Origin of the sequence: Pseudomonas sp. MUP55 (genome assembly GCF_034043515.1) — a bacterium.
GTDB lineage: Bacteria > Pseudomonadota > Gammaproteobacteria > Pseudomonadales > Pseudomonadaceae > Aquipseudomonas.
This window is the reverse complement of sequence record NZ_CP138214.1, coordinates 2,413,036-2,434,592: the sequence shown is the minus strand read 5'-3', so window position 1 is coordinate 2,434,592 and position 21,557 is coordinate 2,413,036. Positions and strand designations below refer to the sequence as shown.

Annotated in this window: 15 protein-coding genes; 9 read left to right on the top strand and 6 right to left on the bottom strand. The window is 62.3% G+C overall.

Annotated features, from left to right (window positions below; translation table 11 throughout):
* The first annotated feature begins 25 nt into the window (after nt 1-25).
* The gene (locus SC318_RS10990) at nt 26-2,797 is read left to right on the top strand and encodes an ATP-binding protein (RefSeq protein WP_320430803.1); all 2,772 of its coding nucleotides are present in this window, start codon (nt 26-28) and stop codon (nt 2,795-2,797) included.
* On the opposite strand, the gene SC318_RS10985 is transcribed toward SC318_RS10990, so the two are convergent.
* Together SC318_RS10985 and SC318_RS10980 are read right to left on the bottom strand one after the other, a co-directional pair.
* Complete coding sequence (locus SC318_RS10985) at nt 2,744-4,195, bottom strand: ATP-binding protein (RefSeq protein WP_320430802.1); 1,452 nt, start codon at nt 4,193-4,195, stop codon at nt 2,744-2,746. The two genes, SC318_RS10990 and SC318_RS10985, sit on opposite strands and share 54 nt — an antisense overlap.
* A 148-nt stretch (nt 4,196-4,343) precedes the next feature.
* Nucleotides 4,344-5,294 carry a GlxA family transcriptional regulator gene (locus tag SC318_RS10980; protein ID WP_320431217.1) on the bottom strand — a complete coding sequence of 317 codons (951 nt, stop codon included), beginning with the start codon at nt 5,292-5,294 and terminating at the stop codon, nt 4,344-4,346.
* Nucleotides 5,295-5,475: 181 nt separating this feature from the next.
* Here SC318_RS10980 and SC318_RS10975 point away from each other — a divergent pair, with 181 nt between their 5' ends.
* Nucleotides 5,476-6,198 (top strand): pirin family protein, encoded by a 723-nt coding sequence (locus SC318_RS10975; RefSeq protein WP_320430801.1) that lies wholly within the window; start codon nt 5,476-5,478, stop codon nt 6,196-6,198.
* Nucleotides 6,199-6,340: 142 nt separating this feature from the next.
* Entirely contained in the window at nt 6,341-6,727 is a 387-nt protein-coding gene (locus SC318_RS10970) for a hypothetical protein (protein WP_306492681.1), read from the top strand.
* Nucleotides 6,728-6,798: 71 nt separating this feature from the next.
* On the opposite strand, the gene SC318_RS10965 is transcribed toward SC318_RS10970, so the two are convergent.
* Nucleotides 6,799-7,758: a GlxA family transcriptional regulator gene (locus tag SC318_RS10965; RefSeq protein ID WP_320430800.1), complete on the bottom strand. Its 960-nt coding sequence runs from the start codon at nt 7,756-7,758 to the stop codon at nt 6,799-6,801.
* A 107-nt stretch (nt 7,759-7,865) separates the two neighbouring features.
* Here SC318_RS10965 and SC318_RS10960 point away from each other — a divergent pair, with 107 nt between their 5' ends.
* Nucleotides 7,866-8,408 (top strand): thioesterase family protein, encoded by a 543-nt coding sequence (locus SC318_RS10960; protein ID WP_320430799.1) that lies wholly within the window; start codon nt 7,866-7,868, stop codon nt 8,406-8,408.
* Nucleotides 8,409-8,414: 6 nt separating this feature from the next.
* Here the strand turns inward: SC318_RS10960 and SC318_RS10955 are convergent, their stop codons facing one another.
* Nucleotides 8,415-9,767, bottom strand: a complete 1,353-nt coding sequence (locus SC318_RS10955) for a Fic family protein (protein ID WP_320430798.1) — start codon at nt 9,765-9,767, stop codon at nt 8,415-8,417.
* Nucleotides 9,768-9,985: 218 nt separating this feature from the next.
* A complete protein-coding gene (locus tag SC318_RS10950) occupies nt 9,986-11,614 on the bottom strand; it encodes a pyoverdine maturation tyrosinase PvdP (protein ID WP_320430797.1) in 1,629 nt (542 codons plus the stop codon).
* Nucleotides 11,615-11,756: 142 nt separating this feature from the next.
* On the opposite strand from SC318_RS10950, the gene pvdM reads away from it, so the two are divergent.
* Genes pvdM through SC318_RS10935 form a run of 3 tightly spaced genes read left to right on the top strand, consistent with a single transcriptional unit; the run spans nt 11,757 to nt 15,285 of the window.
* Nucleotides 11,757-13,118, top strand: a complete 1,362-nt coding sequence (pvdM, locus tag SC318_RS10945; RefSeq protein WP_320430796.1) for a pyoverdine-tailoring dipeptidase-like protein PvdM — start codon at nt 11,757-11,759, stop codon at nt 13,116-13,118.
* Nucleotides 13,115-14,383, top strand: a complete 1,269-nt coding sequence (locus tag SC318_RS10940) for a pyoverdine-tailoring periplasmic protein PvdN (RefSeq protein ID WP_320430795.1) — start codon at nt 13,115-13,117, stop codon at nt 14,381-14,383. Before pvdM ends, SC318_RS10940 begins: the two co-directional genes overlap by 4 nt.
* Before the next feature lie 29 nt (nt 14,384-14,412).
* Nucleotides 14,413-15,285 (top strand): dihydropyoverdine dehydrogenase, encoded by an 873-nt coding sequence (locus tag SC318_RS10935; protein WP_320430794.1) that lies wholly within the window; start codon nt 14,413-14,415, stop codon nt 15,283-15,285.
* A gap of 744 nt (nt 15,286-16,029) precedes the next feature.
* On the opposite strand, the gene SC318_RS10930 is transcribed toward SC318_RS10935, so the two are convergent.
* Nucleotides 16,030-16,857, bottom strand: a complete 828-nt coding sequence (locus SC318_RS10930; RefSeq protein WP_320430793.1) for a N(5)-hydroxyornithine transformylase PvdF — start codon at nt 16,855-16,857, stop codon at nt 16,030-16,032.
* Nucleotides 16,858-17,055: 198 nt separating this feature from the next.
* Here SC318_RS10930 and SC318_RS10925 point away from each other — a divergent pair, with 198 nt between their 5' ends.
* Complete coding sequence (locus tag SC318_RS10925) at nt 17,056-18,708, top strand: cyclic peptide export ABC transporter (protein ID WP_320430792.1); 1,653 nt, start codon at nt 17,056-17,058, stop codon at nt 18,706-18,708.
* A 108-nt stretch (nt 18,709-18,816) separates the two neighbouring features.
* Complete coding sequence (locus tag SC318_RS10920) at nt 18,817-21,258, top strand: TonB-dependent siderophore receptor (RefSeq protein WP_320430791.1); 2,442 nt, start codon at nt 18,817-18,819, stop codon at nt 21,256-21,258.
* Nucleotides 21,259-21,557: the final 299 nt, after the last annotated feature.

Below are 21,557 nucleotides of genomic sequence, written 5' to 3'. Positions count from 1 at the left end.
CCCTTCCTCCTGAACCTGCGCAGCCATGAATGATTTGAGCGACCAGGCCGTGCACTTCGGCCCCTACCGCATCCATCCGCGCGAGCGTCTGGTGCTGGAGGCCGGTCGCCCGCTGCGCCTGGGTCGGCGCGCGGTGGATATCCTGCTGATCCTGCTCGAGCACGCCGGCAATGTGGTGAGCAAGCAGGAACTGATCGCGCGGGTGTGGCCCAAAAGCGTGGTGGAGGACGGCAACCTGCGGGTGCACATGGCCGCGTTGCGCAAGGCCCTGGGCGACGGCCAGGCCGGGCAGCGCTATATCGTCACGGTCGCCCAGCGCGGCTACAGTTTTGTCGCGCCACTGAGCATCGAACCGATGACGCTACCCACCGACGGCGCTCCACCACGGCCGAGCCATAACCTGCCGCTGCGGCGCACGCGGATGATCGGCCGCCAGGCGCTGATTGACGCGCTGGTGCAGCAGCTGCCGCAGCAACGCTTCATCACCCTGACCGGTGCCGGTGGCATCGGCAAGACCACCGTGGCCCTGCGCGTAGCGGAATTGCTGATCGGGCACTACCGCGACGGCATTCACCTGCTGGACCTGGCGCCACTCAGTACCGCCTCGATGATCCTGCCCAACCTCGCCGCCCTGCTTGGCATGCCCCCCGGCGAAAACGCGCCGCTGGCCGGCTTTGCCCGCAGCCTGCAGGCACGCCAGATGCTACTGGTGATCGACAACTGCGAGCACCTGCTCGACGACATCGCCCTGATCAGCGAAACCCTGCTGCGCCACGCACCGCAGTTGCACATCCTCACCACCAGCCGCGAAGCCTTGCGCGCCGAAGGTGAGTCGGTGCAACGCCTGGAGCCCTTGACCTGCCCGCCCGCCACCGGCAACCGCGCCCAGGCCCTGGGCTACCCGGCCATGCAATTGCTGATCGAGCGGGCCATGTCCCACCAGGACAGCTTTGCCCTCAGCGACGCCGAACTGCCGCTGGCGATCGATATCTGCCAGCGCCTGGACGGCATTCCGCTGGCAATCGAGCTGGTGGCCGCGCAGATCGAGCGCTTTGGCCTGCCGGGACTGCTGGTGCAAATGGAAGATAACTTCCGCCTGCTGACCCGCGGGCGGCGCAGCGCCCTGCCCCGCCAGCAAACCCTGCGGGCCACGCTGGACTGGAGCTTTGACCTGCTCACCGAATGCGAAAAGATCTGCCTGCGCCGGCTGGCGGTGTTTCGTGGCGGCTTCAGCCTGGTCAGCGCGGCGGCGGTGATCGCCGGTGAGCACATCGCCCCGGCCGAAGTGCTCGGCTCGATCACGCAACTGGTGGCCAAGTCGCTGCTGAATGTGGACGCCAGCGATGACGAGATGGTCTATCGCCTGCACGACATCACCCGCACCTATGCCCTGGAAAAGCTCAGCCTTGCGGGCGAGCTGCAAGCCACGCGCGAACGCCACGCGGCACGCTGCCTGGCGCTGATGGAACAGGCCCAGGACGACTGGGAACTGATCGCCACGCAGCCCTGGATCGAGCGCTACGCACCGCTGCGCGAAGACGTGCGCGCCGCCCTCGACTGGGGCTTTGCCGACGACGCAGGGCATTTGCTGGCGATCCGCCTGACGGTCAGCGCGATGCCACTGTGGCAAGAACTGTCGTTGCTGCGTGAGCACGGCGGTTATGTGGACCAGGCGTTGGCGCTGATCGATCAGGTCGAAGCGCCATGCACCCAATTGACCCTGCAACTGCAACTGGCGTTGGGCAGCCTCTCCTACCACGCCGTGGGCCCTGCGCCCCAGACCATCGCCGCGTTTGTCGGTGCCGCACGCCTGGCCGAGGAGCGCCAGGACCTGGCCGGCCAGTTGCGTGCGATCTCCGGGCATATGGCGGTGAACCTGTGTGCCGGGCGCTATGGCCAAGCGCTGGAACAGAGCCTGCAGTTCGATCGCCTCGACCCGCGCACCGAGCCATTGCTGGACCTGAGTACCCAACGCTTGCGTGCCCTGGCCCAGCATTACACCGGCAATCAGGCGCTGGCCCGACAGCAGGCCGAGCAAGTGCTGCAGCGCATGAGCCACAGCGGCCACGTCAACCGCTTCGCCCACGGCGTCGGCGTGCAATACGACCAGAGCGTCGCCTCGCTGACCGTACTGGCGCGCATCCTCTGGTTGCAGGGCTTTGCCGAGCGCGCCTGGCGCACCGCCAGCCAGGCGCTGGAACTGGCGCTGCAGATCAACCACGGCACCTCAATCTGCTACACCCTGGCCCTGGCCGGTGTGGTGATCGCCCGCTACAACGGCGCCGAAGACGACGCACAGGCCATGCAGTGCCTGCTGCTGGAGCAGTCGCACAAGCATTCGGTGCAACTGTTCCAGACCTGGGCCGGGCATTACGCCGGGACTCTGAGTAGCGCGGATTTACAAGGCCTTGGGCTGATCGAAGACACGTTGTTCACCTTCGGCATGAGCCCGGTCGGTGAGGCGAGTCTGGAACGGGCACGCAGTGGCGCGGCTGGGTGGTGCGCACCCGAAATACTGCGGGTGTACGCAGGACAGGCGCTGCGCTCGGGTGATGCAACCGCTGCCGAAACGCTGCTGCTCGAAGCCCTGGACCTGGCGCACCAGCAAGGTGCGCTGGCCTGGGCGTTGCGCTGTGCGGTGGACCTCGCGCAATTGTGGCAGCAGCGCGGGCGCACGCAGGCGGCCAGGGCGTTGCTCAATACCGTCTACGGTCAGTTCACCGAAGGCTTCGCCACCCAGGATCTATTGCGCGCACGCCGCCTGCTCGACGAGTTGCAGGACAAACGGCCGGCCTGAGAAGCCCCCCACGCAATGCTCGTAGCCTTGCTGCAGACGCTCTACCTGAAGCGGGTCGCGCAATTGCGCCAGGGCGTAGCTGCGCACGCAATTGAGCAGGCGGTAGCGCACCGGGCCCAGGCCGGGCTCGACGGCCAGCAGCGAGGTGTTGACCAGCCGCGCCAGCAGGTAAGACAGATCGGCGTGTTCCAGCTCGGTACCGGTGACCATTTCGCTCAAGGTGGGCAAGGTCACTGCCGTTTTGAACAAACTCAACTGCAAAAACAGCCAGCACTCCGGCAGGCTCAGGCGTGTGTAGCTCCAATCCAGAGCGGCGATCAATGAACGGTGGCGTTCCACTGCCGTGCGGCGCCCGCGGGTCAGCCCTTGCAAACCGGTGCGCAACTGGCGGTGCACACCGCCGATGCCCAGCGCATCGACCTGGGCGGCGGCCAGTTCGAGGGCCAGGGGGATACCGTCCAGGCGCCGACAGATTTCACGCACCGCCGTCAGGTCCTGGGGCCGCAACGCAAACCCTTGCTGGCTGGCGTGCACCCGTGTGACGAACAGCTGGACTGCGGGACAGGCCATGGCCTGCTCGACATCGGCCAACACCGACGGGGACGGCCCCTCCAGACGGGGCACGCGTACCAGCCATTCGCCAGGGGCCAGCAAGGCTTCGCGGCTGCTGATCAGCACGCTGATCTCGGGCGCTCGTTCACGCAGGGCGCGCAACAGTTTGCGACAGGCGCCGAGCAGCAGATCGGCCCCGTCGAGTACCAGCAGCAACTGGCGCGAGGCCAACGTGCGGCATAGCGCATCCAGGCTGTCGACGGGGTCCAGTTGCAACAGCGTGGCCAGATGACCGAGCAGGTCGCTCAAACTTCGCAGGCTGGTCATGTCGACCCACCACACGCCGTCGCGATAGCGCGGCAACAGGCGCTCGGCGAGCGCAAGGGCCAGGGTACTTTTGCCGATGCCGGCCACGCCCGTGAGGGTCAGCAGCCGCTGCCCAGCCATGCGCCGCATCAGCATGCCAATCAGTTCTTCACGACCGAGCACCGGGCTGAGCCGCGCAGCCAGGTTGTGCGCGGGCAGCCGCGTCGCCAGCGTGCCTTGCTCGGGCACGGCGAAGCAGTACCCACGCTGCGGGTGATTGAGGATCAGGCGTTGCCCGTCCAGGGCGCGCCGCAACGCGGCAATGTGCACGCGCAGGTTATTGTCTTCGACGACGCTGTTGGGCCAGACCCGCTCGATCAAGGTCGACTTGCTGATGAATTGCCCCGGCGCTTCCAGCAGCACCGCGAGAATATCCAGCGCGCGCCCTCCCAGCGGCACCGGCCAGCCTGACTTGCTGACCAGGCGCTGGTGCCGATGAAAGGTGTAGGGGCCGAAGCTCACCGCCGCAGAATCATTCATGTCCGTAACCGCGCTGAAACACCCGTGCTTGAGTGCCTGCGCTCCTTTTCCGTGGGCTCGACGTTATCTTGCCAGCTCGCAATGACAGGACAATACCGGCACAGGGAGCGATACGGACAATCGGGTGCCTCAGACGGACATTCTGTCGTTAACTGAACTGTTGTCGGTATTGGGTAGGGTTCAGGCCGAGCTTTTCACTGAACAGAAAGCGCATATGCCGCACGCTGCCAAAGCCTGCGTGGAAGGCCACGGTCTTGAGCGGCAGGTCGGTGGTTTCCAGCAATTGCCGGGCACGGTCGATGCGCGCACCTTGCAGGAACGCCATGGGCGTCATCTGCACCTCCTTGGCGAACAGTCGCGCAAAGTGGCGCGCACTCATGCCGGCCAGCTCGGCCATGGACTCGATGGTGAAGGGCTGATCCAGATGGGCCAGCACATGGTGCTGCACCCGAGTGATCGCCGTTTCCTGGGGCGCCACGGCGGCGGTCATCGGGCTGAACTGGGCTTGGCCACCCTGACGCTTCATCACCACCAGCAGTACCTTGGCCACGTCCACCGCCACTTGCTTGCCATGGTCCTGGGCAACCACCGACAGGGCCAGGTCGATACCGGCCGTGACGCCGCCCGAAGTGATCAGGCGCCGGTCCTGCAAGTAGATGCGATCGGTCTCGACGATGGCGTTGGGGAACGCCTTGATCAGACGCTCGGTGTAGTGCCAATGGGTGGTCACGCGGTGCCCGTCCAGCAAGCCGGCATGCCCGAGCACAAAGGCGCCGGTGCAGATCGAGCCGAAACGCCGGGCCAGTGGCGCCGTCGCCTTGAGCCAGGGCAGCAGCGCGGGATGGCATTCGTTATAGGCACCCGGCCCGCCGGGTACCAGCAGCAGGTCGTACGCCGTGTGCGCCTGGTCCAGCAGCAGATCGGTCTGGACCATCACGCCATTGGACGCACGCAACGGCCCGGGCTCAGTGCCGATGGTCAGGATGCGATAGTGGTCGGCCGCCGGCAGGTAGCGGTTGGCAATGGAAAACACTTCGAGCGGCCCGGCCATGTCGAGCAGCAGGAAGTCCGGAAACAGCGCCATGGCCACGGTTTTCATAGGCGGGAAACGTCCATCGGGAAGGAATGCGTCGGGCATTATGGCATGCCTTTTACTGTCAACCTACGGGCGACAGTTATTCAGATTTGATCTTCTTAATGAATTCACGGCTAACCATTAACCTTCTTCTCAACGCAAGCGCCCTGCATGTCGCAGCCGGCGCTCACTTGAGGACTGGACCATGCTGACCCTTCGCAAAGCTTCCGAACGCGGCGCCGCCAATCACGGTTGGTTGAAGTCATTCCATACCTTCTCCTTCGCCAACTACTGGAACCCAAAGGAGCAGGGTTTTTCCGACCTGCTGGTGATCAACGATGACCGCGTCGCCGCCGGCAAAGGCTTCGGCCAGCACCCGCACCGCGACATGGAGATTTTCTCCTATGTGCTCGAAGGCGCTCTGGAACACAAGGACACCCTGGGCACCGGCTCGGTGATCCGCCCCGGCGATGTGCAACTGATGAGCGCCGGCAGCGGCGTGGCCCATAGCGAGTTCAACCACAGCCAGCGTCTGGGCGTGCACTTCCTGCAGATCTGGATCGTGCCCAACGAAGCCGGGGCCAAGCCGCGCTATCAGCAGGAGCACTTCAGCGAGGCGCAAAAACGCGGGCGCCTGCAATTGATCATCTCGCCGGACGGCGCCGACGGTTCGTTGAACGTGCGCCAGGATGCGCGGGTGTATGCCGGGCTGTTCAACGCCGACGAAAGCGCGCAATTGGACCTGCCGGCGGATCGCTACGCCTACGTCCATGTGGCGCGTGGCAGCGTTGAACTCAATGGCCAGCGCTTGCAGGAAGGCGACGGCGTGCGGGTACGGGACGAGCGCCAGCTTCGCCTGAGCCAGGGCGAGGACGCCGAGGTGCTGGTGTTTGACCTGCGCCCCAATGAGCTGCCGCAGATGCCATGACGCTCGCAGTGATGGTCCGCACAGGATCATCGCTGGCATCGATAGTCACCATCAGCGCAATGAAGTTCTCTTAAAAAATGCGGCGCGTAACATCAAACCCATGCCAAACGGCACCCAACCCAGATACTCGGAGCACACTCTCATGAAACGCCAACTCTTGCTTAGCCTCGCTTTCTCGGTACTTGCTGCAAACGCTTTCGCTCACCCTGTCGTCGCTGAAGGCGGCGCGGATCGCTTGATTGAAACCCGCATTGCCGAAGGCGGTGCAGATCGTCTGCAGGAACGTGGCCTGGCTGAAGGCGGTGCAGATCGCTTGCAGGAACGCGGCCTGGCTGAAGGCGGTGCAGATCGCCTGCAGGAACGTGGCCTGGCCGAAGGCGGTGCAGATCGCTTGCAGGAACGTGGCCTGGCTGAAGGCGGTGCAGATCGTCTGCAGGAGCGCGGCCTGGCTGAAGGCGGTGCAGATCGCTTGCAGGAACGTGGCCTGGCTGAAGGCGGTTCGGATCGTCTGCTGAGCAACCACGTCTAACCCCTGCTGTTGAAGGGGCACCCCAAACCGGCCTGATCAGCCGGTTTTTTTTCGTCTTCGCTTTACCTCGTTCAGGGCTGCGCCCCGAGAAATCGCTTTCGATACGCCGCGGGCAATATGCCCACGCGTTGCTGGAACAGACGCCGAAACGAGTTGCTGTCTTCATAGCCGACGGCGTAGGTGATGCTGTCGAGGGTCATGCGGGTCGATTCAAGCATCTGTTTGGCCCGTTCCAGGCGCAGGGTTTGCAGGTAGCTGATGGGCGTATAGCCGGTGGCTTGCTTGAACCTGCGCTTGAAATTGCGCACGCCAAAGCCGAAGCGTTGCGCCACGTCATCGATTACCAAGGGCTGGGCGAAGTGCTGCTCCAGCCAATGCTGCACCCGCAGTATTTCGCCGTCGCCGTGACTCTTGGGCAGCGACCACAGGGCATACACCGATTGCTCGGTGCGCACGTTATCAATCAGCAAGTATTTGCTGCAGGTATGCGCCAGCTCCGGTGAGCCGAAACGGCGGATCAGGTGCAGCATCAGGTCCATCGCCGCCGTCGCGCCGCCGCAGGTGATCAAGCGGTTTTCTTCGCAGAGAATCTGTGCGTCATCCAGGCTGACCTGGGCATAGCGGCGTCGGAACAACGCGGCAAATGCCCAATGGGTGGTGGCGCGCGCACCGTGCAACAGACCCGAATCGGCCAGCAAGAAGGCCGCCGTGCACATCGAGGCCAGCACCGCGCCCTGCCCGTGTCGCTCGCGCAGCCACGGCCCGTAAGCGGCAAACGTCGGCAGGGCTTGTTTCAAGGTAAACAGGAAACCGGGGATCAGCACCAGGTCGGTGCGCACGACTTCAGCCAGGGAACATTGTACCTGCAGGCGCTGCCCGCCCCAGGTCGCCACCGCCTGGCCGTCCAGGGAAGCCAGCACCACATCGAAAGGCGGCTTGTCGGCGAACAGGTTGGCTGCGCTGAGCATCTCCATAGCCAGGGTGGCGTTGGCTGCGGAACATTGGTCAGCCAGAAGCAAGGTAATGTGCATTTAAAAACCCGCGTGCGCTTTTCGCATGAAATAAGTCATTTGCGCACCTACCTTAGCCGATTCCACCTCCGTACAGTGCCGCCATCGATCAACTGCCTGGCATCTTTATGAATTTATGGTTTCGACTGTTACGTATGCTGTTGCGGCGCCCCTGGCACACGCCGGCCCATGGTTTGGCCACCACGGTGGTGCGCATGCGCGTATGGCCGCTGGATCTGGATTTCAACCGGCATGTCACCAATGGCCGGTATTTTTCCTTAGCGGACGTGGCCCGCATGGATTTCGTCCTGCGCACAGGCGCGTTTCGGGTGGCCTTGCGCCACAAAGCCGTGCCGATCGTGGGCGACACCTGGGGCAAGTTTCGTCGCGAGCTCAAGCTGTTCGAGGTATTCGAAGTGCACACCCGCATGCTCGGCTGGGACCACAAGTGGAGCCTGATGGAGCACCGGTTTGTCAGCAATGGCCGGGTTATCGGCGTGGTGGTGATACGCGGGCTGTTTCGCTGCGCCAAGGGCACCCTGCCCCCGGCGGAGTTTGTGCGAGCACTGGGCCTGGATGAGACCTCGCCACCGATGCCGCAATGGATGAGCGACTGGGCGCGCAGTTGCGATGCGATGAGTGGGCAGTTGCGCGATGAGGAACAGGTTTGAAAACGCTCACCCCTTGGGTGTCAGCCTCTTCAAGTTGGACTGCGCATCCTCCCGTGCGATGTACAGAAAGCTTTTCCCTTCCTGGACCTTGAATAGCAGTTTCATACTGACCAGCCGTTCAAGGTCCTTGCGTGCGGTGTTTTCTGAAATGTCATAGTCATGGGTGAGCTCCCTGGGCGTGTAGATGCGCCCTGGGTGTTGCAGCACGTTCTTCAGAAAATGGCCCTGTCGGTAATTCAAGCCATCCTTTAAACCAAGGCTATCCAGCCAGCTCATCAGCTCTACGGCTTCCTGCCTTTTACCTTCGAAATAGAGCATGAACTCGTTCATCGCGCGCTCGATGACGCGCAGCTGATGAATAACGAAATAGGTCAAGTCGAACGCGTCGGTCTGCGTATGGATATACGAACGCCCATATTGCATGGGCGCTTCCTTGAGCAACGCGCTGATGGAAATATACTCAAAAGGCCAGTAACCACTTTTGAGCATGAACCAATAAAACAAGGCGCGGGCGGTCCGGCCATTGCCGTCCCTGAAGGGATGCTCATAACCCAGCATGAAATGCAGGATGACGGCTTTGACGACCGGATGGATAAAGTGCCTGCCACCTTGCCCGTCATGCCGATCGTTGGCGAACCTGCAAAGCGCCTCAAGTCTGTGCGCCAGCGATGCGGCCCGCGGTGGTTGATGCACGACTTCATTGCCGGCGCCACCCACAAAAATATTGTCGGTTTCGCGGATATGCCCTGGGCGAACATCGTCCTCTTCTATACCTGAGGTGGCGATGCCATGGAACTCGCAGATCAGCGCGACAGACAGGTCTTGGCCCTGGTTGTACTTGGCATGTTTCATCAGGTGGTAGTTATTGAGGATCATCCGTTCATCCTCATTCTGCGGCGGGCGCTCCTTGGCCAGCATGTCCTTGGCGATTTTGCGCGTGGTCGCGGCGCCTTCCAACTGAGCGCTGGAGATGGCCTCCTCCATCATTAATGAGTCGACCAGGTACTGAGCGTTATCGCGGTACTGAGGAGACGACGCTGCTGCGCCGCCGAGCCTGGAGGTCACCGACTCGACGGCGTGAATCACCGCGTCACTGAAATCGGTCGAGCACAAGAAGAAAGGATGGCCGCACTCACTCTCAAGCTCGAGGGTCTTGCTGCCACAGGCCCGGGACATCTTGATAGCGGCCCATGCCGCCTCCTTATCGACGCCGGGTGTCGGATAACGGCGAAATTCGTCCCAATGCAGATACCGGCCCTTGTCATCGACCGCCCTGAAACGGCGCGCTAGCTCGAATACCTGCAGTCCATGACGAGCAAGCAAAGTAGCGAAATCCGCGGGCTTGTGAATTTTTTCCACAACTGAAACTCAATTTCAGGAAATTGAGTTGATCCTTACGCCTAACGGCCAACCTGTCAACGTGTGCAGCACAGGAAACTGCACTGCGCTGCACTGTGTGGCGAGGGAGCTTGCTCCCGCTGGGCTGCGCAGCAGTCCTGAAGCTGCCCCCATCTTCTGTGTCGATTGGGAGGCCGTCGCGGGAGCAAGCTCCCTCGCCACAGGTAATGCGTCGATCCTTACGCTTTGCGGTTGAGCTTGAGGTGCCGCGCATACCAGGGCCGCTGCGGCACGCGCTTGAACAGGCCTTTGAGCCGTTCTTCATCGTCACTGAAGGTGATGCGCAGGGCGAGTTTCATGATTTCCGGGTCCATTTCCATCGAGCGCCCCTGCTGCAACCCCGGCGTGGTGCTGCAGCCGTGGGTGTCCGGGCCCAGCCAGGGGTCGCCGACTTCAACCCAGCGCCCCGGCGCGAACCAGGCCACGCCGTTGACCTCAAGCCGGGTCACCTCGCCGGGATTGAACCGTTCGTGGGCGCGAAACCAGTCTTCGATACGGTCGTCGATCCAGCCATGAAAGTGCCAGAACACCGGATTGACATGGGATGAAAATGGATCGCCGAGGAAGTCGTTCTCCGGTGCGTACCAGCGTGCCGCAAAATCCGCCGGGTCGCGGGCAAACGGCACCGGGGCGCCGTTGGACGGGTCGCGCGGCACCGAGGCCCAGCGCATGTGCAGCCAGTCGTGCAGGCCCAGCTCCATCTCCGAGCCCAACTGGCCCAGCGTCAATCGCGCCAGGTAGCGCGGGTCGCGGTACTGGGATTCCCACACCTGGAAATTGCTGTGGTAGGTCTCGGCGGCCTTGATGTCGCTCACCCACTGGGTGTAGTCGGCGTCATCCGGGGCCGACCAGCACGGCGGCAGCGCAAAGCCGTCATGGTTATCGAAGTAACGCACAAAGCCCAGGCGATCGCGCTCCAGCGCCGGTTGCGGCTCGGGGAAATGCGTCCATGACGGCAAGTCCTGCATGGAGCGGGCAGTGCCGAGCATATGGCGGTGCATGAAGAAGAAGTCGATGCCCGAGCCGTTGCGGTCCTTGCGCTTGCCCCGCGCATCACGCTCCTGACCACGCGGCCCGGGTTGCCAGCCGATCCCGCGCAGGGCCTCGCGTTTTTCCTCGGAGAGTTTGTGCCATTGGTCACGGGTGGCGTGCCACAGTTGGTGAAACAGGCGGTGTTCGGGGGCAATCAGCCACGCCAGCAGGGTCGGGTTGAGGCCGATACGCTGGCGGGCTTCGGGGAACAGCTGTTTGTGCGCGATAAAACGGTTGTCGCGCTCGGTCAATGCCAGGGGCCGCGCAAGGTCGAGGATCTGCCCGCTGAGGGTGGCGCTGCCGGCATTACCGAAGTCGGCCCAGACCTCATCCAGGCTCATCGTGAATTCATAGGCCGCGATGCCCGCCGCCGAATCGCGATCGATCAGCCGCCAGTAGAGCAAGGCGCCCTCGCCCGTCCGCAGGTCGCCCAATACGCGGTAGCGCGGCTCGCCGTCGGCACGCAGGTTCTCGGCGGTGTCCAGGTAACCGCGCAGGCCACGGCCCCGGGGAGCGATATCCAGCAGCAGCTCAAGGCCCTGCAACGGCAGGCCCTTGAGGCCGGCATCGTGGCCTTCCAGGCGCAGGCTCCACACGCCGCGCAAGGTATTGGCCAGGTGCTGGCCCTGGGTGTCGGCCAGGTCGACCGTGGCTTCGCCGGGGGTGATCGGGAATTCCTCTTCCCGTGTCAGCTCGCGATGGGCATAAAAGGCCGCGGGCACCGCCGCGCCGGTCAGCGCCAGGCCTGCGATGAAGCCACGTCGAGAGATCGTCATTGTCTACCTTAGGAAACGGCTTAATCAGAGCTAGAACGTTTGCGGCCTGGTGAAATTTAACGGCCCTGCGCCGCCCGCTAAATTTCCCCGGCCATCGCTCGTTCTTCCCTGATAGCAAGGGCCTCAACTGACTGAGATGGCAATGACAAAACCACGTTCGAAAAAGGCGCTGTATCTTGGCCTGCCGCTGGCTCTGGCCGTCGCTGCCGGGGCCGGTTTTCTGGTTTGGGATCACTGGTTCAAGGGTAACGCCGGCTACCCGCTGGAGGTGATCAAGCAAGCCAATGACCTGCAGGACCGCCTGTTGTCGTTCGACAGCCATATCACCGTGCCCATGGATTTCGGCACCGCCGGCAATGAAGCCGACAAGGATGGCAGCGGCCAGTTCGACCTGGCCAAAGCGTCGCGTGGCCGCCTGTCCGCCGCGGCCTTGACTATCTTCGGCTGGCCGGAAATCTGGAACGGCCCCAACGCCCCGCACAAACCCACCGACGGTTTCGTCGAAGAGGCCCGCCACGAGCAAGAGGTGCGCTACAAAATCATCTCCGGCATGGTCCGCGACTTTCCCAACCAGGTGGGCATCGCCTACACCCCGGACGACATGCGCCGGCTCCACGGCGAAGGCAAGTTCGCGATTTTCATCAGCATGCTCAACGCCTACCCGCTGGGCAACGACCTGAATCAGCTGGACCTGTGGGCGGCACGCGGCATGCGCATGTTCGGCTTCAGCTACATCGGCAACAACGCCTGGGCGGATTCATCGCGCCCGCTGCCGTTTTTCAATGACACCACCGATGCCCTCGAGGGCCTGTCCCCCGTTGGCCAGCAAGCGGTGGCGCGCCTCAACGACCTCGGGGTGATCATCGACGTGTCGCAGATGTCGACCAAGGCGCTGGAACAGGTCGCGCAATTGAGCCGCACGCCCATGGTGGCCTCCCACTCGGCACCACGGGCGTCGGTGGACATCCCGCGCAACCTCAGTGACAAGGAACTGCAACTGATCAAGCGCAGTGGCGGCGTGGTGCAAGTGGTGGGCTTTCCTGCCTACCTGCGTCCGCTGAGTCAGCCGACCCAGGACAAGCTCAACGCCCTGCGCGCGCGCTTCGATTTGCCGCCGCTGCCGAACCTGGCGATGGCCTTGATGCCGGGCGACGCGATCATCGCCGCGTGGTCAGAACAGCGCTTTGGCCAGTACGCCAGCGAGTTGTACGCGATTCTCGAAGAAGAACCCAAGGCGACCCTCAAGGACTGGGGCGATGCCATCGACTACACCGTGCGCAAGATCGGCATCGACCACGTCGGCATCGCCTCGGACTTCAATGACGGTGGCGGTCTCCAGGGTTGGGAGAACGTCGGTGACGTGCGCAATGTCACCGCCGAACTGATCCAGCGCGGCTACTCCGAAGCCGATATCGCCAAGCTGTGGGGCGGTAACTTCCTGCGGGTGTGGGACCAGGTGCAGAAAGCCGCCAAACCCTTGGCCAACCATGAAGTAAATCCATGAGCGACCGCCGCACATTCCTCAAGCAGGCCGGGGTCTTCGCCGCCAGCCTGCCGCTGGGCGCCGCGCTGATACCGCAAGTGTCGGCCGCCATGCCGAACGACCCATGGGCAGGATTGAAACAGCTGTTCAACCAGGACCCGGATTACCTGCATTTTTCCAACTTCCTGGTGGCCTCGCACCCAAGGCCGGTGCGCGAGGCCATCGAGCGCTACCGCGCGCAGATCGACCGCAACCCCGGCCTGGCGATGGACTGGGACCTGCAGGAAACCTGGAAACGCGAGGGCCAGGTGCGCGAGTGGGCCGGGCGCTACCTGAACGCCACGCCGCCACAGATCGCCCTCACCGGCAGCACCTCAGAGGGGCTGGCAATGATCTACGGCGGGATCAAGGTGCGCGCCGACCAGGAGATCCTCACCACCGAGCACGAGCATTACGCGACGCAGAACGTGCTGGATTTTCGCGTGCGCAGGGAAGGCACCCAGGTGCGCCGCATACGCCTGTTCGAGAGCGCCAGCCGCGTGTCGGCCGATGAAATTATCGGCAACATCCAGCGCGCTATCCGCCCCAACACACGGGTGCTGGGCATGACCTGGGTGCAGTCGGGCAGTGGCGTCAAATTGCCCATCGGCGAAATAGGCCGACTGGTCGATGAACACAACCGCCATCGCGACGACAACGACCGCATCCTCTACGTGGTCGATGGTGTGCATGGCTTCGGCGTGGAAAACCTCGACTTTACGGACATGCACTGCGACTTTTTCATTGCCGGCACCCACAAGTGGATGTTCGGGCCGCGCGGTACCGGCCTGGTGTGCGCGCGCGATGCCGAAAACAAGTACGTCACGCCGATGGTGCCGACCTTCTCCGAAGACACGAATTTCGCCACCACCATGACGCCCGGCGGCTACCACGCTTTCGAGCATCGCTGGGCCGCCGACGAAGCGTTCAAGTTGCACCTGCAATTGGGCAAGGCCCCGGTGCAGGCGCGTATCCATGCGCTCAATAGCGAACTCAAGGAACATCTGCTAGCGCATCCGCAGGTAGAACTGGTCACCCCGCGCAGCCCTGAACTGTCGGCGGGCTTCACCTTCTTCCGGGTCAAGGGCCAGGACAGCGGCGCGATTGCGGCGCACATGCTGCAAAACCGCGTGGTCATCGACGCGGTGGATCGCGATGTCGGCCCGGTGATCCGCACCTCCCCCGGCCTGCTCAACAGCTCGGATGAAATCCAGCGCTTCATGGCACTGCTGAGCCCGCGGTTGTGAACCCTTTTTTCTTTGAACGAGACGCTCACATGACGCCATTTCGACTCAAACCCCTGCCCGCCCTGGCGCTGACCGCGCTGTGCAGCGCCCTGCTCCCCGGCCTGGCCCAGGCGGCGGCAGCGCAACCGGGAAAAGTCTTCAAGGACTGCAAGGACTGCCCGGAAATGGTGGTGCTGCCCGCCGGCACCTTCACCATGGGCACCCCGGAAGACGAAGTCGGCCGCGAGCCCGACGAAGGCCCAATGCATGAAGTAACCTTCGCCAAGCCCTTCGCCATGAGCCGCTTCCAGATCACCGCCGGCGAGTGGGACAGCTACGTGCGCCAGACCGGCGTCACCATCGCCAACGGCGATGACCGCCCCGGCCGCGAATGCATCGCCAGCAAGCCACGCTACCCCCAGGGGCCACGCCAGCCAGCCGTGTGCATGGACATGGACGACATCAAGCGCTACGTGAGCTGGCTGTCGAAGAAGACCGGGCAGAACTACCACATGGTCAGCGAGGCCCAACGTGAATACGCGGCCCGCGCCGGCACCCGCGGGCCGTTCCCCTTCCCATTCGACGAAGGCAAGGGCTACAGCATTGCCGAACACGCCAACACCTACGGCCCGGCGGACGGCTACAGCTATTCGTCGCCGGTGGGCAGCTACCCGCCGAACGCCTTTGGCCTGTATGACATGCATGGCAACGTGTATGAGCGAGTTGCCGATTGCGAGCACGCGAACTACATCGGCGCGCCGACTGACGGCAGCGCCTGGGTGGAGCCCAACTGTGAGGCCTACCAGATCCGCGGCAATGACTGGGGCGAGGCGCCGGTGTTTTCCCGCTCAGGCAACCGCAACAACATCTACCCGCAGACACGGGGTGACTGGATCGGCTTTCGGGTAGTGCGCGACCTCTGATAGCGCAATCGATCCAACTGTGGGAGGGGGCTTGCCGGCGATGGCGGTGGGTCAGGCACAGGTGCAGTGGCTGATAGACCCTCATCGGGGGCAAGCCCCCTCCCACAGGGGATCATCAGTGTTTCGGGAATTTTATCTATGCAGCCACCTTCGATCATGCACAACCTGCAGACTGCCTGACCCAACCCAGTCCAAAAATGTGGGAGGGGGCTTGCCCCGATAGCAGTGGGTCAGTCACAGGTGCAGTGGCTGATAGACCCTCATCGGGGGCAAGCCCCCTCCCACAGGGGATCATCATTGTTTCGAGGAATTTATTTATGCAGCCACCTTCGATCATGCACAACCTGCAGACTGCCTGACCCAACCCTCCCACAGGGGATCGTCATTGTTTCGGGAATTTTATCTATGCAGCCACCTTCGATCATGCACAACCTGCAGACTGCCTGACCCAACCCAGTCAAAAAATGTGGGAGGGGGCTTGCCCCGATAGCAGTGGGTCAGTCACAGGTGCAGTGGCTGATAGACCCCCATCGGGGGCAAGCCCCCTCCCACAGGGGATCATCAGTGTTTCGGGAATTTTATTTATGCAGCCACTTTCGATCATGCACAACCTGCACTGCCTGACCCAACCCAGTCCAAAAATGTGGGAGGGGGCTTGCCCCCGATAGCAGTGCCTCAGTCAATGCAGAAGTCGACTGACACACCGCTATCGGGAGCAAGCCCTCTCCCACATTCAGATGGTATTCAGCCTTTTTTGGCCAACAGTTCCAGGCCTTCATGCAACGCCGGGAACAGGCTGTTGTTGAAGTTGTTCCAGCGCAGTTCGAGGATCGTGTCCTGCGGTGAAATTTCGGTCTTCAACACGTCGTGGAACACTTCGCCGGAATCAATACCGTTGTCCACGTAGTGGAACGAGGCGCCGGTGAGGTACAGCGGCTCCGACGGCGTGGTGGCCTTGGTCGCCCAGTCCACCACCGTCTGCCCACGCGCACCGTAGAGCGCATTCCAGGTGGCATAGGCGCCGCGGCGTTCGTAAGGCGATTCGATACGCGTGATACCCGGATGGATGTTCATGATGCGCCGCGCAAACGGCGCGCCTGGGCGCACCAGTTCATCGAGGATCACCAACAAGCCATCGAGCACCACGATGTCGGCTTTGAGCTCGACCAGGGTGTCGTGCAGGCGCCGTTCGAAATCCTGTTTGCCGGCGACATGTTCGGCGCTGCCCCGAGGCAGGCGACGATAGGTCGATGGCACGCTCAGCAACAGGCCATTGACCAGCGTGCCCTGTACGCGCAGGTCCGCCGGGTACAGCCATTGGCGGCCAGGCGCGTAAGCAAAACCGTAATCGGCGACCAGCGCCTGATCCCGCGGGTTGTGCTCATCGTCGTCATACACCACCCCGACCAGGGTGTAGGCATCGCCCAGCGAAGTGTCGTTGAGCGAGCCCACCAGAAATTCCAGTACCGACTTCATGTAGCGCTCATGGTCCTTGTAGGCCACCGGCTGCCCGGCCTTGTCGGCGGCGGCATTTCTCAAGGACCACACATACACCAGGTTCTTTTTCGTCATTGGTTCGCTCTCGCAGAAGGAATACGCACGGCGTGAATACCCGTGCGCCTACACAACAAGAACGAACCAGCCCACGCGGGATTTATCCCGCGCCGACACCGCCGGGCGCGCCGAGCTAAATAGTCGCGCCGATGCTTCGTTTGTCATGGGTAAGGGTCTGCGTGCCCAGCCCCTCTTTTCACTCTCCGGGATGTATTTATGACCGACCCCAAACGCGGCGCCTTCAAAGGCTTGCTCGCCCTGCTCCGGCCCTTTCGCACCATTGTGACGGTCTCCGTCGCCCTCGGCATGGTGGGCGGCCTGGCCATTACCCTGCTGCTGGCCACGATCAACAACGCGCTGCATTCGGCCAGCGGCATGACCCAGGGCGTGGTCCTGACCTTTGCCGCCTTGTGCGTGGTGGCGCTGCTCAGTTCGATCATTTCCGATATCGGCACCAACTACGTCGGGCAACGGATCATCGCCGCGCTGCGCAAGGACCTGGGCGAGAAGGTGCTGTCGGCGCCCATCGGGCAGATCGAACGGTATCGCTCCCACCGCCTGATCCCGGTGCTGACCCACGACGTCGACACCATCAGCGACTTTTCCTTCGCGTTCACCCCCCTGGCCATCGCGGCCACGGTCACCCTCGGTTGCCTGGGCTACCTGGCCTACTTGTCGGTGCCGATGTTCCTGATGATGGTGGTGGCGATCATCATCGGCAGCACCGTGCAATTCATCGCCGGCGGCAAAGGCATTCAGGGCTTCGACCTGGCGCGCAGCCATGAAGATGAGTTGCAGCGTTACTACAACGCGATCGCGTCGGGCGCCAAGGAACTGCGCATGCACCGGCCACGACGGTTTCGCATGAACACCCATCGCATCCAGGAAACCGCCGACCGCATCAGCGATATTCAGGTGCGCTCGGTCAACATCTACATCCTCGCCAAGACGTTTGGCTCGATGCTGTTTTTTGTGGTCATCGGCCTGGCCCTGGCGATGCAGGCGTACAACCCCAACCCGGACCCCACCGTGATCACTGGCTTCGTGCTGGTGCTGCTGTACATGAAAGGCCCGCTGGAGCACCTGTTGGGTTACCTGCCGGTGGTGGGCAAGGCCAAGATTGCCTTTGGCCGCATCAGCGAGCTGTCGGAACGCTTCTCCTCGCCCGAACCGCACCTGTTGATGGACGACAGCGAAGCGCCAAAACCTGTGGTCACAAGCCTCGAACTGCGCGGTGTGAGCTACAGCCCGCCCGCGGTCGAGGGCAGCGAGCCGTTCCACCTGGGACCGATCGACCTTTGCATCAAGCAAGGCGACATCGTGTTCATCGTCGGGGAGAACGGCAGCGGCAAGACCACCCTGATCAAACTGCTGCTGGGCCTGTACTCGCCCCAGGCCGGCGAGATTCGCCTGAACGGCGAAGCGGTCACCGACCCTGAGCGCGACGACTATCGCCAGCTGTTCACCACGGTGTTTTCCGACTACTACCTGTTCGACGACCTGGTGCAAGGCAGCGCCACCCAGTCGCTGGACAGCGCCACCCAGTACCTGGAACGCCTGGAAATCGCGCACAAGGTCAGCGTCAAGGACGGTGTGTTCAGCACCACCGACCTCTCCACCGGCCAGCGCAAGCGTCTGGCACTGGTCAACGCCTGGCTCGAAGAACGCCCGGTGCTGGTGTTCGACGAATGGGCCGCCGACCAGGACCCGGCCTTCCGCCGGATTTTCTACACCGAGCTGCTGCCGGACCTCAAGCGCCTGGGCAAAACCATCATCGTGATCAGCCACGACGACCGCTATTTCGACATCGCCGACCAGCTGGTGCGGCTGCGCGCCGGTCAGGTGGTGCACGAAATGGAGTACGCGTGAATTCTGTTTTCCGGTTTTTGAAGGTAAGAACGTCTCACTAGTGGTAATGAGAATTACACTCAATAGATACTGAAACTGCCCACTTAAAACCTAGAAGAGAAATCATCCATGCCAGCACGACTCGGTCTCAGCCCCCTGAGCAAAGCGTTATCCATGCGCAGGGCCCTGAACATGAACCTTCTTCCGAGTGCCCTGGCACTGGCGGTGTCGCTGCCGATTGCAGGCTACGTGCAGGCCCAGGAGATCGAGTTGAACATTCCTGCACAGCCGCTGGGGAGCGCGCTGCAGGAATTTGGTCGCCAGGCCAATGTGCAAGTGCTGTACAGCCCGGGCGATGTGCAGGGCAAGAACAGTCGCGCCGTCAAAGGCAAGATGCAGCCGCAGCAGGCCATCGATGCATTGCTCAACGGCAGCCAGACCACCTACAGCCTCAACGGCAATACCCTGACCGTGGCCGCTGCCAGTACCGGTGGCGGGCTGGAGCTGAGTCCGACCGAGGTCACCGCCAACTATCTGGGCAACGTGACTGAAGGTTCGGGCTCCTACACCCCAGGCACCATCGCCACGGCCACGCGCCTGACCCTGACGCCGCGGGAAACTCCGCAGTCGATCACGGTGATCACCCGCCAGCACATCGAGGACTTCGGCCTCAACAACATGGATGACGTGATGCGCCACACGCCGGGTATCACGGTGTCGGCTTATGACAGCGACCGTACCAACTACTATTCCCGTGGTTTTTCGGTCAACAGCTTCCAGTACGACGGTATTCCGTCCACCGTGCGTAACGTCGGCTATTCGGCGGGCAACACCTTAAGCGACATGGCAATCTACGACCGTGTCGAAGTCCTCAAGGGCGCTACCGGCCTGCTCAATGGGGCGGGCTCCCTGGGCGCGACCATCAACCTGATCCGCAAGAAGCCGACCTCGGACTTCAAAGGCCATGTGCAACTGGGTGCCGGTTCCTGGGACAACTACCGCAGCGAAGTGGATGTCAGCGGGCCCTTGACCGACAGCGGCAATGTCCGTGGGCGTGCGGTCGCTGCGTACCAGGACAAGAAGTCCTTCATGGACCACTACTCGCGCAAGACCGAAACCTATTACGGCATCACCGAATTCGACCTGTCCCCGGACACTATGCTGACCGTGGGCTTCGATTATCAGGACAACATCCCGCAGGGCACGAGTTGGTCCGGTTCCTTCCCGCTGGTCAACTCCAACGGCAGCATCAACAAGATGCCGCGCTCCTACAACAACGGCACCACCTGGAGTTCCTGGGAGCAGAACACCCGTACCGCGTTCGCCATGCTCGAACATGACCTGGGTGATGGCTGGGTGACCAAGTTCCAGCTTGACCACAAGATCAACGGCTACCACGCCGACCTTGGTTCGATTCAGTTCGTCCAGCCCGCCGCCGACGGCACCGCCGAAATCAATGGGCAGAAGTACACCGGCGAAACCAAAAGCACCTCCGCCGACCTCTACGCCACCGGGCCTTTCAGCCTGTTCGGCCGCGAACACGAGCTGGTGGTGGGCGGTTCGATCGGTACCTCGCGCTGGCAGGGCAAGGGTTACTGGTCACCGGAATGGCCAGGGGGCAACAAAGTCGATTTCTATAACTGGAATGGCCACCTCGCCAAGCCTATCTACGGCCCGGCCCAGCAGTACATCGATGACACCATCCGCCAGACAGGCTACTACGTGACCACGCGCTTGAACGTGATGGATGACCTCAACGTGATCCTCGGCGGGCGCGTGGCCAACTATCACGTTACAGGCAACAACCCTTCCTATAAGGAAACCGGCCGGTTCATCCCCTACGCCGGGGTGATCTACGACCTCAACGAGAACTTCTCGGCCTATGCCAGCTACACCGATATCTTCCAACCACAGGAAAGTACCTATAAGGACCGCAACGAAAAACTGCTGGAGCCGGACGAAGGGCAAAACTACGAGTTGGGCCTTAAGGGCGAGTTCTTCGGCGGCCGCCTGAACACCAGCATCGCTTACTTCGAGGTACACGAGACCAACCGTGCGATATCGGACGATGCGTACAACAACCAGACACCTACCCCGCAAAACTATGCGTTCAAGGGTTCCAAGGCCGTGACCAAGGGCTACGAAGCGGAAATCTCCGGTGAGTTGAGCCCAGGCTGGCAAGTGCAAGGTGGTTACACTCATAAAATCGTGCGTGATGATAACGACAAGAAAATTTCCACCTTCGAGCCCGAACATCAGGTCAACCTGAACACCACCTACAAGCTCAAGGGTGACCTGGACAAGTTCACCGTCGGCGGCGGCGTACGCTGGCAGACCAAGGGCTGGAACGAGATCTGGAACCAGCCACTCCAAACCAACCAGGACATCACCCAGGAATCCTACTGGCTGGTGGATTTGATGACCCGTTACCAGGTCACCAAGAACCTGTCGGCGACGGTCAACTTCAACAATATCTTCGACAAGTCCTACTACACCAACGTCGGCTTCTATAACTCGGCCGCTTACGGCGAGCCACGCAACGTGATGGTCAGCACCCGCTGGGACTTCTGATCCCTACCTTGATCGACCGAACGCCCGGTGAGACTTGAACCCTCACCGGGCGTTTTTGTGGGCTCAAGGCCCCCCCATTCAACTGAAGATCAGTCTTCCAGACTCGCAGCGGTTGGCGGGACGCGGAGCGTCCCAGGGTGCATTACCACGCAGAGCGTGGGAACGATCAACCAGGGCAGGCATTCACACCTGTGTCTCTATAGGGAACCAAATGTGGGAGGGGCTTGCCCCCGATGGCAGTGTTTCAGTCAATACATCTGTTGGCTGTTGCTCCGCAATCGGGAGCAAGCCCCTCCCAC